Genomic DNA, 17,079 nt, shown 5'->3' with positions numbered 1-17,079 from the left:
AGGTGAGGGTGGTGCGGGGGAAGAACGTCAGACGTTCTGGTTGCCGAGGGCGGGGAGGACCACGGCGTCGATGTACGACAGCAGGAACGCCTGGGTGGGCGGTTGCTCGTCGATCATCGAACGGGCGGCGAAACCGCCGATCATCATGTGCATCACGTAGTCGATCGCGGGGTTGTCCGCGCGGACCTCGCCGCGGTCGATCGCGCGCTGCACGACGATACGGAACTCTGCCATCTCCGGCCCGATGAGGTACTCCTTGAACGCCTTCAGGAGGTCCGGATTGCCATGGATCGCCATGGCCAGACCCCGCATGAGCGCGGCGTTCTGCTCCATCGTGCAGTCGTCCGAGCGCAGCGTGAGGGCGTGCAGGTCGCCCTTGAGCGACCCGGTGTCGATCTCGGAGGGGCCGGCGCCTCCGCTGTGCTTGGTGTGCCGTACGGCCTTGGCGACGAGTTCGGCCTTGCCGCCCCACTGACGGTAGAGCGTGGCCTTGCTGGACCGGGTCCGGGCGGCCACGGCGTCCATGGTGAGGGCGTCGTAGCCGACCTCGCGGAGCAGATCGAGCACGGCCTCGTACAACTCGGCCTCGCGCTCGGGCGTGATCCGACTGCGACGCGCCGTCGCGACCTCAGTCATCCCTCTCACCCTTTCCCACTCCGGCGTCCCATGCCGAACGACACGGTTTCGTACGTGAGTACAAGACGAATGTAGCGCACCCGCTAGCGAAACGAAACGGTTTCGTTCGTGTCGTGCGTCACCCGGGTCCGGTTTTTCACAAGTTGCTCCGGCTGTTCCCCCGGAAAAGCATGAAGAGGTGAGCTATCTGCGCCTGCCGCATCTGAGCGGTGACCTGTTGTGCTTCGTGGCCGAGGACGACCTGTGGCTGGCCCCCGTGGACGGAACGGACCGCGCCTGGCGGCTCACCGTCGACCGTACCAAGGTGGGCCACCCGCGCTTCTCCCCCGACGGCCGCCACATCGCGTACACGAGCTGGCGCAGCCTCGTGCCCGAGATCCATCTGGTGGACGTGGCGGGCGGCCCCGGCAGACAGCTCACCTACTGGGGCTCGCCGGACACGCAGGTCTGCGGATGGACGCCGGAAGGCCAGATCCTGGCCGTCGCCTCCCACGGCGAGCCCTTCTCCTACTTCACCTGGGCCTACAAGGTCCGCACCGACGGCGACCCCGGCCGCAAGCTCCCCTGGGGCCCGGTCTCCGACATCCAGGTCGCCGACCTCGACGGCGATCGCAGAACCCTGCTGCTCACCGGCACCCCGCCGCACGAACCGGCCGCCTGGAAGCGCTACCGGGGCGGCGCCACGGGCCGCCTGTGGCTGCACGGCCACCGCCTCCGGGAGGACCTCGACGGCCATCTCCACTCCCCCCTGTTCGTCGGCGGCCGGATCGCCTTCCTCTCCGACCACGAGGGCGTCGGCAACCTCTACTCGTGCGCGTACGACGGCTCCGACCTGCGCCGCCACACCGACCACGACGCCTTCTACGCCCGGCACGCGGCGAGCGACGGCACCCGGGTGGTGTACCAGTGCGCGGGCGACCTGTGGATCGTCGACGACCTGTCCCCGGCCGGTACGCCCCGCAGGCTCGACGTCCGGCTGAGCGGCCCGCGCGCGGGACGCCGTACCTACCAGGTGCCGGCCGCCCAGCACGTGGACGGCGTCTCGGTCGACGAGACGGGCCGCGCGAGCGCCGTCGTCGTCCGCGGCAGCCTGTACTGGCTGACCCACCGCGACGGCCCGGCCCGCACGATCACCGACACCCCGGGCGTACGGGTCCGGCTCCCGGAGATGCTCGGCTCGGTCGGCCAGGTCGCCTACGTCACCGACGCGGAGGGCGAGGACGCGATCGAGATCGCCCACCTCCCGCGCGCGACCGGCGACCGCGAGCCCCGCCGGCTCGCCTCCGGCGAACTGGGCCGCGTCCTGGAACTGGTCTCCGACCCGCGCGGCGAGCGCCTCGCCATCGCCTCCCACGACGGCCGGCTCCTCCTCATCGACGCGACCGAGGACTCCAACGGCGAGGTCACCGAGCTGATCCGCTCGATCAACGGCCCGGTCCGCGACCTGTCCTTCTCCCCGGACGGCTCCTGGCTGACCTGGTCGCACCCGGGGATCGGGAGATCCCTGCGCCAGATCAAGATGGCCCGCATGAAGGACCGGTTGATCGTCGACGTCACCAACGGCCGCTTCGAGGACGAGAACCCGGTCTTCACCCGCGACGGCCGCTACCTCGCCTTCCTCTCCTGGCGTGGCTTCGACCCGGTGTACGACGTCCACACCGGCGACCTCTCCTTCCCGCTGGGCTGCCGCCCGTACCTGGTCCCGCTGTCCTCGGCCACCCCCTCCCCCTTCGCCCTGAACCCCGAAGGGCGCCCGGCGGCGGGCGGCCTCGACCCTGCGGAGGACGACCCGGGCGACGGCAGCACCGTCACGGTGGAGGTGGAGGGCCTGGAGAGCCGCGTCACCCCCTTCCCGGTCAGCGCCTCCAAGTACTCGGCGCTGTACCCGGTGGCGGGCGGCGGGCTCGTCTGGCTGCGCTGGCCGATCTCGGGCGCCCTCGGAGAGACCTTCGCCAACCCGGACGACACCAGCGGCCGCCCGACCCTGGAGTACTTCAACATCAGCAAGGCGAAGAAGTCCGAACTCGTCGACGACCTCGACTGGTTCGCGGTCAGCGGCGACGGCTCGCGGCTGGTCGTCGTCGACGAGGGCGACCTGCGCGCGGTGCCCGCCACCGAGTCCGGCGACAGCGACTCCACCGTGTGGATCGACGCCCGCCGCATCCTGCACGAGGCCGACCCCGGCGCCGAGTGGCGCCAGGCGTACGAGGAGGCGGGCCGGCTGATCCGCGCCTACTTCTGGGACCCGGGGATGTGCGGCATCGACTGGGACGCGGTCCTCGACCAGTACCGCCCGCTGGTCGAACGGGTCGCCACACCCGACGAGTTCGCGGACCTGCTCCGCGAGGTCCTCGGCGAACTGGGCACCTCCCACGCCTACGTCACCGCCGCCCGCCGCAACGAGGGCCCGCCCCACTACCAGCGCCGCCAGGGCCTCCTGGGCGCCAACTTCGTGCGACGGGACGCCGGCTGGACGGTCAAGCGCATCCTCCCCGGCGACTCCTCCGACTCCAAGGCCCGCTCCCCGCTGGCCGGTACCGGCATCCGCGAGGGCGCGGTCCTCACCCACGTCGACGGCCGCCCCGTCGACCCGGTGACGGGCCCGTACCCGCTGCTCGCCGGGGCGGGCGGTACCACGGTGGAGCTGACGTTCACCCCGGCGGAGGGCGAGGGCCGCGCGCGCCGGGTGGCCGTGGTGCCGCTGCTGGACGAACGCCCCCTGCGGTACCAGGACTGGGTGGCCAAACGCCGTGCGGTGGTACGGGAGTTGAGCGGCGGCCGCTGCGGCTATCTGCACATCCCCGACATGGGCGGCTCCGGCTGGGCCCAGTTCAACCGGGACCTGCGCATGGAGGTGTCGAGGCCGGCGCTGATCGTCGACGTACGCGGCAACGCGGGCGGCCACATCAGCGAACTCGTCGTGGAGAAGCTGACCCGCACGATCCTCGGCTGGGACCTCACGAGGAACGCCCAGCCGGTGTCGTACGCCTCGAATGCCCCGCGCGGCCCGGTGGTCGCCCTCGCGGACGAGGCGACGTCCTCCGACGGCGACATGATCACGGCCGCGTTCAAGCTGTTGAAGCTGGGACCGGTGGTCGGCCAGCGCACCTGGGGCGGAGTGGTCGGCATGACCGGCCGCCACCAGCTCGGCGACGGCACGGTGATCACGGTGCCGATGAACGCGGGCTGGTTCGACGCGTACGGCTGGAGCGTGGAGAACCGGGGCGTGACCCCGGACCTGGAGATCCTGCGCACCCCCCTGGACTGGGCGGAGGGCCGCCACGCCCAGCTGGACGACGCGGTGAAGCTGGCGGTGGACCTCCTGACCACCAACCCCCCGGCGACGCCGCCGGATTACAGCGACGTACCGGACAGATCGAGGCCGAAGTTGCCGCCGAGGACTTGAGGGACGTGGGGGTAACGCGCCCAGGGGCGCGGCGAATTGCGCGCCACCCCCCACCGGCCCGCACTCGTAACACAGCATGAGGCGCCCCGAAAACCCGGGGCGCCTCACACCAACCGTCAGCGACTAAGCGTCGTAGTCCTGGTCGAGACGGTCCTGCTCCTCACTCAGGAGCCGCTCCGTCTCCTCGTCCCGCTGCTTGCCACGCTGCGCCTGCTCCTTGCCCTGCTGAGCGCGCTGCTTGGCCTGCTCCTGCCACTGTTCCGACTTGTCCTGGAACTGGTCCTTCATACCCATGTGGGTTCACTCCCGATGTGGGTGGGGGAAGAGCCCCGAGCCGGGGCCTCGACCAGATTCACACGCCCGGACACAGTGCGCATTTCGATCAGTCACGGCGCGTAGCGCGCGCCTCCTCATCAGCCGCCCCACCTGCGCCGACGAGTCCGGACCGCATGCCCTCCAACCGGTCTCCGAACCGCCGCATCTCCCGCACCCCGACCGTCCCGATGAGCCCCGGCAGGTACCCGCGCACGCCCTGCATGCCGCGCAGCCACCACTGCCCGTACACATGACTCGACCGCCGCTCGATCCCGGCGACGATCCGGTCCACCGCCGGACCCAGCGGGTACGTCTTGTTGGACGGCCAGGGCAGCCGCTGCCGCAGCTCGCGCATGACCTCGTCCTGGTCGGCGCCGCGCACCATGTCCGTGTCGGTCCAGGACAGATAGCCGACGCCGACCCGCACGCCCTTGTACCCGACCTCGGCCCGCAGACTGTGCGCGTACGCCTCCACACCGGACTTGGACGCGCAGTACGCGGTCATCATCGGCGCCGGGGTGATGGCCGCGAGCGAGGCGATCTGGAGCAGATACCCCCGGCTCTCCATCAGCACCGGCAGGAAGGCCCGGGCGGTGACCGCCGACCCGATCAGGTTGACCTCGATCACCCGCCGCCACGCCTCCGGGTCGGAGTCCACGAACGGACCCCCGGTCGCCACACCGGCGTTGGCGACGACGATGTCGACCTTCCCGAACCGCTCCTTGACCTCCCGCGCGACCCGCGCCATCGCCTCGTGGTCGGTGACGTCGGCGTACCAGTGGTCGCTGTCGCTGTGCAGCCGCTCGGAGACCTGCTTGAGCGCGTCCGGCTCCAGGCCGACCAGCGCCACCTTCACCCCCCGCGCCGACAGCTTCCGCGCCAGCAGCTCGCCGACACCGCGCGCGGCACCCGTGACGACGGCGACCTGTCCTTCGAGTCCGACCTTGCTCATGCGCCCTCCTTGAGCGTCGCGTATGTCGTCACGAGGTCCCGGATCTTCCCGGTGACCAGTTCGGGAGCCTCTATGGGTGTCATGTGACCGACTCCCGGCAGTTCGGTGAGCCCCACACACTGCGGCAGCGCCGCCACCAGCTCACGCGCGTGCACCGGCGGCGTCAACCGGTCGGCCGTACCGACGACGACGGCCGTCGGCACGTCGAGGGAGCGCACCCCGTGGTCGAGGTCGAGCAGATCGAGCACCTGCGACCAGGAGTACCGCACCTTGCGCGGGCACGCGTGCACGATCCGCGCGCACGCCTCCACCATGTGCGGGGCCGAACCGGGCCCCATCGTCCCGTATTTGAGGATCCGCCGGGCGAGCGGAGTGACCGGCCCGAGCGGCGCCCGTGACCCGAGGATGTGCTGGGTCAGCCAGGTCCGCAGCCGTCCCGGCCGCAGGGGTACGACGGTCGACTCGGCGACCAGCCGCGAGGCCCCGGTGCTGCACAGCAGGACCGCGGCGGCGTGCTCCCGGAAGTTCGTCCTGCCGGCGGCCGCCATCACGGTCATCCCGCCCATGGAGTGCCCGGCGATCACGGCCTGCTCCCCCGGCGCCAGGGTCGCCTCCAGTACGGCTTCCAGGTCGTCGGCGAGCGCGTCCACGCTGCACGCCGGGCTCGCGGGACTGCGTCCGTGGCCGCGCTGGTCGTAGGCGATGACCCGGTGGTCGACGGCGAGGTCCCGGATCTGTGCCGCCCAGAAGGCGGTCGAGCAGGTCCAGCCGTGGGCGAGGACGACGGCGGGGGCGCCCTCGGGGCCGTGGACCTCGACGTGCAGGCGGGCCCCGTCGGCGGAGACGGCGGTCAGTTCACGGGTGGGCGCGGGCGGGGCGTAGGGCCCGGACGCGACGGAGGTCAGCCGGCTCACGAGGCGACCTCGGCCTTCTTCTTCGCACGCAGCACCTCGTACTCGGTGATGTCCACGCGCCGTGTCGCCCGCCGGAACTCGCTCGTCGTCCCCGGCCAGATGGTGGTGTTGCGACCGTTCGCGTCGAGGTACCAGCTGGTGCAGCCGCCGGTGTTCCACACCGTGCGCCTCATCCGCTCCTGCACCCGCCGGTTCCAGGCGCCGACCGCGCTGGGCCGGGCGTCGAGGGCGGCGCGTCCGCCGAGGACGTCCAACTGCCGTACGAAGTCGGCCAGGTAGTTCAGCTGGGACTCGATCATCAGGATCATCGAGGAGTTCCCGAGGCCGGTGTTGGGCCCGATGATGGTCATCCAGTTGGGGAACCCGGCGGCCGAGGCGCCGCGCAGGGCCTCCATGCCGCCCTTCCACACCTCGGCGAGGGTCCTGCCCTCCGCGCCCACGACCCGCTCGGCGATGGGCATGTCGGTGACGTGGAAGCCCGTACCGAAGACGATGACGTCCGCCTCGGTCTCGGTGCCGTCGGCGGCGACGAGGGTGGAGCCGCGCACGGCCTGCAGCCCGCTGGCGACGACGTCGACGTTGGGCCGGGCGAGCGCCGGGTAGTACTCGCTGCTCAGCAGGATGCGCTTGCAGCCGATGCGGTAGTCGGGGGTGAGCTTGGCGCGCAGCGCCGGGTCCTTGATCGCCCGCCCCATGTTCCGCTTGGCCAGCTGCTCGACGAACCCGAGCTGGTCGGGGTGCTTGGTGAACGCCGAGACCTGCAACTCGCGGATGCCCCACAGCAGTCCGCGCCGGGCCTGCCCGGTGAACGGCAGCGCCCGGTGCAGCGCTCGCTCGGCGCCGGTGATGGCCCGGTCGACGCGGGGCATCACCCAGGGCGGGGTGCGCTGGAAGAGGGTGAGCCGGCCGACCTGCGGCTGGATGGCGGGCACGATCTGGATCGCGGAGGCCCCGGTGCCCACCACGGCGACGCGCTTGCCGCGCAGGTCGTGGTCGTGGTCCCAGCGCGCGGAGTGGAAGACCTTGCCGGGGAAGGAGTCGAGCCCCGGGATGTCGGGGATCTTGGGGTCGGACAGCGGCCCGGTGGCGGAGACGACGACATCGGCGGAGAGCCGCCGGCCCCCGCTGATCTCGATGTCCCAGCACAGCCGTTCCGCGTCCCAGGCCATCCGCATCACCTCGGAGCCGAAGCGGATGTGCGGCCGGAGGTGGAAGACGTCGGCCACGTGCTCCAGGTAGGCCCGGATGTGCTCCTGCCCGGAGAAGGTGCGCGGCCAGTCGGGGTTGGGCGCGAAGGAGAAGGAGTACAGGTGGGAGGGCACGTCGCACGCGCACCCGGGGTAACTGTTGTCCCGCCAGGTGCCCCCGACGCTGTCCGCCCGCTCCAGCACGACGAAGTCGGTGACACCCTCCCGCCGCAGCCGTACGGCGGCCCCGAGCCCCCCGAACCCGGACCCGATCACCACCACCCGCACATGCTCGTGCACGTCCTCGTGCTCGCTCATCCCGAAGCCTCCACGCATCGCTCTTCGGACTCTGCCAGTGAACACTGGCGCAATGGGGAGAGTAGAGCAGCCGCGTACCGATGGGTAGGGGTCGCGGGGAGGTAAGTTACCGGCGGTACAACATAGGCTGCGGTCGTGACGGAGAAGCGTGAGTACCGCATGGAGGAGCTGGCGAGGCGGGCCGGCATCACAGTGCGCACCCTGCGCTTCTACCGCGAACGCAAACTGCTCCCGCCGCCCCGCCGCGAGGGCCGTATCGCCTGGTACGACGACCACCACCTGGCCCGCCTGCGCACGATCGCGGCGCTGCTGGAACGCGGCCACACCCTGACCGGCATCGCGGAACTGGCGGAGGCCCTGGACCACGGCCGCGACGTGGCGGACCTGCTGGGCGTGGACCCCCCTTCCGAAGAGGAGCCGGTCCGCCTCACCCCCGAGGAACTCGCCGCCCGCTTCGAGGGCCAGGTCACCCCGGAGAACCTCGCCGCCGCACTGGACCTGGGCTACCTCGGCACCGACGGCGACGAGATCGTCCACATCAGCCGCCGCCTCCTCGACGTCTCCTCGGCCCTGGTCGCCGAGGGCATCCCCCTCGCCGAGGTCCTGGCCGCCGGCAAACGCGTCCGCGACCACGTCGACGAACTGGCGGAACTCTTCGCCGACCTGGTCCTCCGCCACACCACGGAGAACGACCTCACCCGCCTGCGCCCGCTCGCGCGGAGCGTGGTGGAGGCGGAGCTTTCACTGGCGCTGGACCGACGGCTGCGCAAGCGCACCTAGCCGGTCGCCCGTCACATGTCGAAGACGACCGTCACGGGAGCGTGATCCGACCACCGCTCGCCATGGCTGGCGGCCCGCTCCACGAACGCCTTGACAGCCTTCCCCGCAAGGCCGGGAGTCGCGACGGCGAGATCGATCCTCCAACCTGAATCGTTGTCGAAGGCCCGCCCCCGGTACGACCACCACGAGTACGGCCCCTCGACATCGGGATGCAGCGCCCGCACCACGTCGACGTACCCCCCGTCGGCCGCGTCGAAGACCCGCGTCAGCCACTCCCGCTCCTCCGGCAGGAAGCCGGAGTTCTTCTGGTTGGCGCGCCAGTTCTTCAGGTCGGCCGGCTGGTGGGCGATGTTCCAGTCGCCGCAGACGACGACCTCGCGGCCGTCGGCGGCGGAGCGCTCGCGCAGGCCCTTGAGGTAGGCGAGGAACTCGCCCATGAAGCGGACCTTCTCGTCCTGGCGCTCGGTGCCGACCTCGCCGGAGGGGAGGTAGAGGGAGGCGACCGTCACACCGGGCAGGTCGACCTCGACGTACCGCCCGCTCGTGTCGAACTCGCTCGACCCGAAGCCGACCTGGACACGGTCGGGCTCGCGACGGCTGTAGAGGGAGACGCCGGCGCGGCCCTTGGCGGCGGCGGGGGCGTGCACGACGTGCCACCCCTCGGGCGCGCGGACCTCCTCGGGCAGTTGCTGCGGCTCGGCGCGCACCTCCTGCAGGCAGAGCACATCGGCGGAGGTGTCCGCGAGCCACTCCACGAAGCCCTTCTTCGCGGCGGCGCGCAGTCCGTTTACATTCGCAGAGGTCACAGTGAGCACCAGGGCACCTTACCCGCACACTGGACTGAGTCCTGTTCTGGATTGTATCGATATACGCTTCTCCTCATTGGTTTACGGTTTGCCCATGGACATCCGCCGCGTCTCCTTCGACCACCCCGACGCCGTCAAGCTCAACGACCAGGTCCAGGCCGAGTACGCCGCCCGGTACGGCGACGAGGGCGACGCCACGCCCCTGAGCCCCTCGGACTTCGCGTCCCCGAACGGCGTCTACCTCATCGCCTACGACGAGTTCGACAGCCCCGTCGCGACCGGCGGCTGGCGCACCCAGGACGCCAACGACGAGGGCTACAGCGACGGGGACGCCGAGCTCAAGCGGATGTACGTCGTCGAGCAGGCCCGGGGTCGCGGCCTCGCCCGGCGCATCCTGGCCGCCCTGGAGGAGGACGCGCGCGCGGCGGGCCGGCTCCGCATGGTCCTGGAGACCGGCGACAAGCAGCCGGAGGCCATAGCGCTGTACGTCTCCAGCGGCTACGAGCCGTGCGCGAAGTTCGGCTACTACCGGCACTACGAGTCGAGCCGCTGCTACGCGAAGGCGCTGTGAGCGGCTCGGGCCGGGGTCGCGGAGACCTCAGGCCCGAGGGCGGAGAGCTCAGGCCGGGGGCGGGGGGCTCAGGCCGGGGGCGGGGGGCTCAGGGCGGGGCGGAGGGCAGGCCGGGGGCGGAGGGCAGGCCGGGGGCGGAGGGCAGGCCGGGGGCGGAGGGCTCAGGCCCTGAGATAGGCGAGTACCGCCAGCACCCTGCGGTGCGTGTCGTCGGCCGGTGGCAGGTCCAGCTTGGTGAGGATCGAGCCGATGTGCTTGCCGATCGCCGCCTCGGACACCACCAGCGCCTTGGCTATCGCGCCGTTGGACTTGCCCTCGGCCATCAGCGCCAGCACCTCCCGCTCGCGCGGGGTGAGCCGGGCGAGCGGATCCCGCCGCCGGCGCAGCAGCTGCCGTACGACCTCGGGGTCCACGACCGTGCCCCCGGCCGCGACCTCCCGCAGCGCGGCCACGAACTCCTCGACCTGGCCCACCCGGTCCTTGAGCAGATAGCCGACCCCGGTGCCGTCGCCGGAGTCGAGGAGTTCGGCGGCGTACGCCCGCTGCACGTACTGGCTGAGGACCAGCACCGGCAGTCCGGGCCGCTCCTCGCGCAGCTTCACCGCCGCGTGCAGTCCCTCGTCCTGGAAGCCGGGCGGCATGCGGACGTCCGTCACGACCACGTCCGGCGTGTGCTCGGCGACGGCGTCGAGGAGGGCGTCCGCGTCGCCGACGGCCGCGACCACCTCGTACCCGAACCGGGTGAGCAGGCCGACGAGTCCGTCGCGCAGCAGCACGCTGTCCTCGGCGAGGACTATGCGCAGGGCTCGGTCGGCCGGCAAGGGATCTCCACTCGCAGCAGGGTCGGTCCGCCCGGCGGGCTGGACAGGAAAAGTCTGCCATCGAGCACTGACACCCGGTCGGCGAGACCGGTCAGCCCGGTGCCGCCACCGAGATCCGCGCCCCCGCGTCCGTCGTCCCGGACCTCCAGCGTCAGCCGCTCCTCGTCGTGCCCACCGCTGACGACCGCCCGGCTCGCCCCGCTGTGCCGGCCCACGTTGGCGAGGGCTTCGCAGACGACGAAGTAGGCGGCGGACTCGACGGGGCGGGGCAGCCGCCCGGGCAGGTCGAGGTGGACGTCCACGGGGATCGCGCTGCGGTCGGCCGCGTCGGCGACGGCGGCTTCGAGGCCGTAGTCGGCGAGGACCTTGGGGTGGATGCCGTGGATGAGTTCGCGGAGCTCCGCGAGGGCTTTCTCGGCCTCGCCGTGCGCGGTGGCGAGCTGGTCGGCGAGCGGGCCGGGCGGGACGTCGAGGCGGGCGAGGCCGAGGCGCATGGTGAGGGCGACGAGCCGTTGTTGTGCGCCGTCATGCAGGTCGCGCTCGATACGGCGCCTTTCCGCCTCGAAGGCGTCCACCAGCCGCACGCGCGAGCGCACAAGCTCAGCGACCCGCGCGCTGTCCTGCCCGCGCGCCCCCAACAAGGCTTTCACCACCTCTGCGCGCGCTCCGGCGGCCACCCCCAGCACGTACGCCCCCACCAGGAGCAGCACGCCGCCGGCCACCGCGGCCCCGGTCGCGGCCGGCCAGGTGTCGACCGTCCACAGCTTGACCACCTTCGCCTCGCCCTCGACGGCGACCAGCAGGGGCGTCGCGAGCAGGAACAGCGGCACCCCGGCGGCGAAGGTGACGACGAGCGCGTCCAGCGGCCACAGCACGAGCGCGAGGAGCACGGCGTACGCCAACTCCCGCCAGGTCTCCGCCTCCTTGAGCCGTACGGCGAGCCAGCGCGCGAGCCCCGGCGCGTCAGGCACCCGATGCGCCCCGGCGGGCGCGTCCCCCACCCCCGCCGTCCGCACCCGCCACCGCTCCACGGCGGCCACCGGAATCCCGGCGAGCGCGGTGAGCACGAGCAACGGCAGCCCGACGAGGACCACAGCCGTCGCCGCCCCCACGGCGACCCCGGCCACGATCCCGACCAGCACGACCACCCCGAACAGCGCCCCGCTCGCCAGGAACGCGACCGACCGCCACGGCCACGCCGACCTCAGATAACCGCGCCCGCCGAGCGCCTGCCACACCGTCATGGAGATCACGGTAGGAGGCCGGCCGGGGCGGGCGGAATCCGTCCAGCCGGACAACCGGGGGTATGCCTGGCCCTACCCCAAGTCTCGCTTCTGCCGCACTGCTTCGGGGCAGGGCGACGCGGTTGGGTGGAGCCCTCTTCCGGACCTCCGCGAACCACTCCACACCTAGTGAGGGCAGATGACCATCCGACTGACTTCCGTCAGCAGGCGTTACGGCGACGGCGACGACGGCGTGAGAGCGCTGGACGGCGTCTCGCTGGCCTTCCCCACGGGCACGTTCACGGCGGTCATGGGCCCGTCCGGCTCGGGCAAGTCGACGCTGTTGCAGTGCGCGGCCGGCCTGGACCGGCCGACCTCCGGCTCGGTGCGCATCGGCGACACGGAACTGACCGGGCTGAGCGAACGCCGCCTGACCCTGCTGCGCCGCGAACGCGTCGGCTTCGTCTTCCAGGCGTACAACCTCCTGCCCTCCCTCACCGCCGAGCAGAACGTCGTCCTGCCGCTGCGCCTGGCCCGCCGGCGCGTGTCGAAGGCCCACGCGCGTGAGGCACTGCGACGGGTCGGACTCGGCGACCGCGCCCGGCACCGACCCGACCGGCTCTCCGGCGGCCAGCAGCAACGCGTCGCCCTGGCCCGCGCGTTGATCACCCGCCCCGAGGTGCTCTTCGCCGACGAACCCACCGGTGCCCTGGACACACGCGCGGGCCACGAGGTGCTGTCGCTCCTCCGCGACCTGGTCGACACCGAGGACCGCACGATCGTCATGGTCACGCACGACCCGGTGGCCGCGTCGTACGCCGACCGCGTCGTCTTCCTGGTCGACGGCCGGGTGCACGGGGAGCTGACGGGGCCGTCGGCGGCCGACGTCGCCACTCGTATGACCACGCTGGAGGCGGCACCGTGCTGACCCTCGCCCTGCGCTCCCTGCGCTGCCGCTGGACCACCTTCACCGGCAGCCTCGTCGCCCTCTCCCTGGGCGTCGCCCTGCTCACGGTCATGGGTCTGACGCTCGCCTCCTCCCTCGACGGCCCCGAGCGGGCACCGGAACGCTTCGCCGCCGCCCCGGTCGTGGTGCAGGGCGAGGACACCCTGCGCGTACCGACCCGGATCGGCGACCGCACCCAACTCCTGGCCCACCCACGCCCGATACCGCCGGAGACAGTGGCCGCGCTCCGCAAGCTCGGCCCAGTCACTCAGGACCACACCTTCGCCGTGGGCGACGACCTGATCGGCCACCCCTGGTCGACCGCGGCCTTCGCCCCGTACCACCTGACATCGGGCCGTCCGCCACGCGCGGCGGACGAAGTGGTGGCCGCCACGGGTGCGGGGACGGCCGTAGGGGAGCGCCTGCGGACGGCGCACGGCACGGTACGGGTGGTGGGCACGGCGCGCGTGGCAGATGCGGGGCGCGGGGTCGGCACGGGGCGCGCGGAGGGAATGGAGCGCGCCGAGGGCGCGGAGGGCGCAGCGTACGCGGTCGAGGCGGGGGGCGCGGCGGGCGTGGGGCGCGGGGTGGAGGCGGGCCACGCGGCGGGCGTGGGGCGTGGGGGCGAGGCGGGGCACGCGGCGGGGGCGGGGCGCGGGGTCGACGCAGCGCCCTCGGCCGTCGACGCGGGGCGCTCGGTTGGCGCTGCGCGCTCCCCCGGCTTCGAACGCGCCCTCTTCTACACGGACGCGCGTGCCGCCGAGTTGGCCCCGGTGAGCACGCAACTCGTGGTCGAGGCGGAGCCGGCGGCGGTACGACGGGTGGTGGCGTCCTCGGGGACGGGCGCCCGGGTCCTGGTCGGCGCCGAGCGGCGGCTCGCCGATGCGGACCCCGGCCGTGACGCCGAGGCGCTGACGACGCTGAACGCCCTGTTCGGCACGGCCGGCGGGGTGACCGGCTTCGTGTCGGTGTTCGTCGTGGCGTCCACGTTCGCGTTCGCGGTGGACCGGCGCCGCAGGGAGTTCGGCCTGCTGCGCACCGCGGGCGCGACGCCGGGCCAGATCCGCCGCACGGTGCTGGCGGAAGCCCTGCTCGTGGGCGTCCTGGCGTCGGCGGCGGGCTGTGCGCTGGGGTCGTACGGCGCCCCGTGGCTCGCGGATCGGGTGGTCGAGGGGGGTGTCGCGCCGGCCTGGTTCACGATCGGCGTCCATGTCTGGCCGTACCACATGGCGTTCTGGACGGGCCTGTCGGTGGCGCTGTGCGGCGCGACGGCCGCCTCCTGGCGGGCCGGCCGCACCGCCCCGACCCAGGCCCTGCGCGAGGCGTCGGCCGACGAGCGGCCGCTGACGCGGGCCCGACTCCTGTGCGGGGCGGCCCTGTTGCTGACGGCAGCGGTCACGCTCGCCGTGACGCTCCTGACGGACCCGGGCGACCTGCTGCACCGCAAGACGTACACCAGCCGTCCGTTGCTCCTGATCACGGCGACGGCGCTCCTGTCGCCGCTCCTGGTCCGCCCCCTGATCCGGCTCCTCACCCCGCGCGGCATGCTGGTCCGCGCCAACACCTCCGCCTCCCTCCGCCGCACGGCCGCCCTGGCCGCGCCCGTGCTGGTCACGGTGGCCCTGACGGGCTCCCTGCTGGGCGCGACGGCGACCCTGAACGGCGCGCGGGCCACGGAGGCTCGGGAGCGGACGCGGGCGGACTACGTGCTGACCTCGGCGACCGGCCTGGACGCGCGGACACTGGACCGACTGCGCGCGGTCCGGGGCGCCGAGGTCTCACCGACCGCGTCGAGCGCGGTGTACGTGCTGGAGGAGGGTGTGGCCCTGGTCAAGTCCGAGGCGAGAGCGGCCGATCCGGAGCGGCTCGCCAGGACGACCGCCGTTCCCCTGACGGCAGGCCGGCTCTCCGACCTGTCCGACGACTCGATCGTCGTCAACGAGGAGTGGGCACGGCACGAGGTCGGCGAACACGTCACCGTCTGGCTCGGCGACGGCACCCGCAGATCCCTCCGCATCGCCGCGGTGATGCCGGTCGGGACGGGCGACAACGGGGTCTACGTCACTCCGGCCAACGCGCGCGGGGCGGTGGTGGACCGGGTGGAGGTGAGGGTGCGGGCGGGCGCCGAGGCCAGGTCGGTGCGGGCGGCGCTGCGCTCGGCGGCCCCCGGCGCGACGCTGCTCACCCGCGACGCGTGGCTGGCCACCGCCCACCCCGCGACCGGTTTCGCGGCCGCCGACGCGACCACCCGCCTCGGCTACTTCCTGGTCCTGGGCATAGCTCTCCTCTACACGGCCGTCTCGCTCGCCAACACGCTCCTGATGGCGACGTCCGACCGCACCCGCGAACTGACGGCCCTGCGACGGGCGGGGGCCACGCACACCCAGGTGCTCCGTCTCGTGGCCCTGGAGTCCTTGACGGTGGTCGCGGCGGGCGCGGTCCTGGGCCTGCTCGTGACGGCCCTCAACCTCACCGGCATGTGGACCGCCCTCGGCCTTCAGTCGGTACGGTCCCCGATCCACGTCCCCTGGCCGGAACTCGGCGCGACCACCGCGGCCTGCGCGGTCCTCGCCGTCGTCGCGGCGGTGGTCCCGGCGGGTCTCGCACTACGGGGGCCGGTCGGCGGCCGACGTTAGGTGGCGGCGGCTCGTCCTCCCGCAGGCATGGCAAGAGCCCCTGGCGGTGATCACCGCCAGGGGCTCTATGCTGCGTGGACCTGAGGGGATTTGAACCCCTGGCCCCCTCGATGCGAACGAGGTGCGCTACCGGACTGCGCCACAGGCCCTTGCAACGAGTGAAACCTTAGCACCCCGATCGGGGTGCTTGGAAATCCGTTCCTGCCCTGCCGGAGCGGCAACCCACAGGTGGGGGCTTCCTCGGCTACTCGTTGGCCGCGCGCGGCCGCTCCCCGTCCTCGTACTGGTCGAACAGCGGCGTACGCCCCCGCTCCCGGGCCCGCCGCGCGGACGCGGCCCGACGCGCGTCACTGCGCCCGCCTCCGTCCGCCCTGTCCTCTGCGGCCTCGGCGGGTTCCGCGCGGGGCGCCTCTCCCGGCGCCGCGTCCGAGCCGGAGCCGTCCTGTCCGGCACGCGCCTCCCGGTCCCCGGCGACCGAACTCGACCGCGCCGAGCTCCACGCGTCCGGCGCCCCCAGATCCACGTCGGCCGTCGCCCGCGGAGCGACCGGCGCGGTCACATACGTCGGCAACGGCACCGGCACCGGCTCCCAGCTGTCCCCGTGCCCCGGCCGCCGCTGCCGCTCACGCTGCTGGTCGACCCACTCGGCGTGATCGGTCTGCTCGACGAGTGCACGCCGGTCGGCGGCGAGCGCCGACAGCCCGGCGTCCTGCTGCTCGGGTTCTGGTCCTTCGTCCGGCTCGTCCGCGTCGGCGGCGGCGTCCGCGGACGGCCGCCTGCGCGGCTGCCGGGCACGCTCCTTCAGGCGCTGCGCCGCCGCCTCCGCCCGCCGACGGTCCATCTGGTAGGCGAACCGGCGGCGTTCCTGGGAGCGCAGGTAGGCGATGTACGCGCTGAGCAGCACCGCGGGCACGCCTGGCGCCCAGAGGAACGCGAGTCCTCCGACGGCGGCGACGATCGCGCCGAGCGTGAAGGCGAGGAAGAGCGCCACGGTGGTGCGCCTCCGGCGCGCGAGCGCCTTCGTGCGCCGGGCGCGCGCCGCGGCGGCCTCGGCCGAGGGGGTGCGCCGGGGGGTGGGCACGGGTCTGCGCGCGGGCGCGGATCCGGATGCGGGCGCCGGTGCGGACGCGGATGCGGGCGCCGGCTCGGCTGCCCGTTCGCGCGCCGGTTCGCGCACCGATTCCCTGCGCCCGGACGCCGGCGCTTCCGCGCGTGCGTGGATCTCCGCGCGCGCCTGCGGGCGCGTCGGAGGCATGGCGAAGGCCCGGACGTCCACCGAGTCGGTGACGGCATCCGGGTCGACGGCGCTGGGCTCCCCCTCCTCGGTGGAGCGCGCCCGCAGGTCCTTGGCGTACCGGCGCTCCATACCCGCCCGTCCGGACAGCAACCGGATGGCGGTGCTGAAGCGTTCCGTCGGACGGGCCTCGTTCAGCTCGTCCTGCCTACGGAGCCACATCGGCACCAAGTAGGCGGCCCAGGCCCCGACAATGACTGCGTAGATGAGGCCGCTGCTGCTCACGCCTCACACGGTAGAGGGGTTTGCGTGAGGCCATCCGCCAATTGGGCCG

General features: G+C 72.9%; 14 protein-coding genes and 1 tRNA gene. 5 read left to right on the top strand and 10 right to left on the bottom strand.

What is annotated here, in order from left to right; genetic code table 11:
• Positions 1 to 27: 27 nt before the first annotated feature.
• On the bottom strand, positions 28 to 636 hold the full coding sequence (locus ACFUO4_RS29190) for a TetR/AcrR family transcriptional regulator (protein ID WP_383490499.1): 609 nt from the start codon (positions 634 to 636) through the stop codon (positions 28 to 30).
• A gap of 178 nt (positions 637 to 814) precedes the next feature.
• Between ACFUO4_RS29190 and ACFUO4_RS29185 the strand changes: the two genes are divergently transcribed.
• Positions 815 to 4,042, top strand: a complete 3,228-nt coding sequence (locus tag ACFUO4_RS29185) for a S41 family peptidase (protein WP_383490497.1) — start codon at positions 815 to 817, stop codon at positions 4,040 to 4,042.
• 123 nt (positions 4,043 to 4,165) lie between these two features.
• Here ACFUO4_RS29185 and ACFUO4_RS29180 read toward each other — a convergent pair whose 3' ends face one another.
• The 4 genes from ACFUO4_RS29180 to ACFUO4_RS29165 form a co-directional block, all read right to left on the bottom strand.
• Positions 4,166 to 4,336, bottom strand: coding sequence for a hypothetical protein (locus ACFUO4_RS29180; protein WP_179143585.1), 171 nt, complete (start codon positions 4,334 to 4,336; stop codon positions 4,166 to 4,168).
• A gap of 88 nt (positions 4,337 to 4,424) precedes the next feature.
• Positions 4,425 to 5,309 (bottom strand): SDR family oxidoreductase, encoded by an 885-nt coding sequence (locus ACFUO4_RS29175; protein ID WP_383490494.1) that lies wholly within the window; start codon positions 5,307 to 5,309, stop codon positions 4,425 to 4,427.
• Positions 5,306 to 6,223, bottom strand: coding sequence for an alpha/beta fold hydrolase (locus ACFUO4_RS29170; protein ID WP_383490492.1), 918 nt, complete (start codon positions 6,221 to 6,223; stop codon positions 5,306 to 5,308). The genes ACFUO4_RS29175 and ACFUO4_RS29170 overlap by 4 nt, the downstream gene beginning before the upstream one ends.
• Complete coding sequence (locus tag ACFUO4_RS29165) at positions 6,220 to 7,728, bottom strand: flavin-containing monooxygenase (protein ID WP_383490490.1); 1,509 nt, start codon at positions 7,726 to 7,728, stop codon at positions 6,220 to 6,222. Before ACFUO4_RS29165 ends, ACFUO4_RS29170 begins: the two co-directional genes overlap by 4 nt.
• 135 nt (positions 7,729 to 7,863) lie before the next feature.
• Here ACFUO4_RS29165 and ACFUO4_RS29160 point away from each other — a divergent pair, with 135 nt between their 5' ends.
• Positions 7,864 to 8,508: a MerR family transcriptional regulator gene (locus tag ACFUO4_RS29160; RefSeq protein WP_128112383.1), complete on the top strand. Its 645-nt coding sequence runs from the start codon at positions 7,864 to 7,866 to the stop codon at positions 8,506 to 8,508.
• Positions 8,509 to 8,519: 11 nt separating this feature from the next.
• On the opposite strand, the gene ACFUO4_RS29155 is transcribed toward ACFUO4_RS29160, so the two are convergent.
• Positions 8,520 to 9,323 carry an exodeoxyribonuclease III gene (locus ACFUO4_RS29155; RefSeq protein ID WP_079312474.1) on the bottom strand — a complete coding sequence of 268 codons (804 nt, stop codon included), beginning with the start codon at positions 9,321 to 9,323 and terminating at the stop codon, positions 8,520 to 8,522.
• Between the two features lie 85 nt (positions 9,324 to 9,408).
• Here ACFUO4_RS29155 and ACFUO4_RS29150 point away from each other — a divergent pair, with 85 nt between their 5' ends.
• On the top strand, positions 9,409 to 9,885 hold the full coding sequence (locus ACFUO4_RS29150; protein ID WP_383490487.1) for a GNAT family N-acetyltransferase: 477 nt from the start codon (positions 9,409 to 9,411) through the stop codon (positions 9,883 to 9,885).
• A gap of 161 nt (positions 9,886 to 10,046) precedes the next feature.
• Here ACFUO4_RS29150 and ACFUO4_RS29145 read toward each other — a convergent pair whose 3' ends face one another.
• Both ACFUO4_RS29145 and ACFUO4_RS29140 read right to left on the bottom strand, forming a co-directional pair.
• Complete coding sequence (locus tag ACFUO4_RS29145; RefSeq protein ID WP_383490485.1) at positions 10,047 to 10,706, bottom strand: response regulator; 660 nt, start codon at positions 10,704 to 10,706, stop codon at positions 10,047 to 10,049.
• Positions 10,679 to 11,950: a sensor histidine kinase gene (locus ACFUO4_RS29140; RefSeq protein WP_383490483.1), complete on the bottom strand. Its 1,272-nt coding sequence runs from the start codon at positions 11,948 to 11,950 to the stop codon at positions 10,679 to 10,681. Before ACFUO4_RS29140 ends, ACFUO4_RS29145 begins: the two co-directional genes overlap by 28 nt.
• Before the next feature lie 178 nt (positions 11,951 to 12,128).
• Here ACFUO4_RS29140 and ACFUO4_RS29135 point away from each other — a divergent pair, with 178 nt between their 5' ends.
• Both ACFUO4_RS29135 and ACFUO4_RS29130 read left to right on the top strand, forming a co-directional pair.
• Positions 12,129 to 12,857: an ABC transporter ATP-binding protein gene (locus ACFUO4_RS29135; RefSeq protein ID WP_383490481.1), complete on the top strand. Its 729-nt coding sequence runs from the start codon at positions 12,129 to 12,131 to the stop codon at positions 12,855 to 12,857.
• Positions 12,851 to 15,511: an FtsX-like permease family protein gene (locus tag ACFUO4_RS29130; RefSeq protein ID WP_383490479.1), complete on the top strand. Its 2,661-nt coding sequence runs from the start codon at positions 12,851 to 12,853 to the stop codon at positions 15,509 to 15,511. Before ACFUO4_RS29135 ends, ACFUO4_RS29130 begins: the two co-directional genes overlap by 7 nt.
• Before the next feature lie 75 nt (positions 15,512 to 15,586).
• Here ACFUO4_RS29130 and ACFUO4_RS29125 read toward each other — a convergent pair.
• Positions 15,587 to 15,660, bottom strand: a tRNA-Ala gene (locus ACFUO4_RS29125).
• A 95-nt stretch (positions 15,661 to 15,755) separates the two neighbouring features.
• A complete protein-coding gene (gene glpR / locus ACFUO4_RS29120; RefSeq protein ID WP_383490477.1) occupies positions 15,756 to 17,030 on the bottom strand; it encodes a gephyrin-like molybdotransferase receptor GlpR in 1,275 nt (424 codons plus the stop codon).
• Between the last annotated feature and the right edge of the window lie 49 nt (positions 17,031 to 17,079).

The organism is Streptomyces sp. NPDC057280 (assembly GCF_042668605.1).
GTDB lineage: Bacteria > Actinomycetota > Actinomycetes > Streptomycetales > Streptomycetaceae > Streptomyces.
This window is presented reverse-complemented; position numbering and strand designations above follow the sequence as displayed.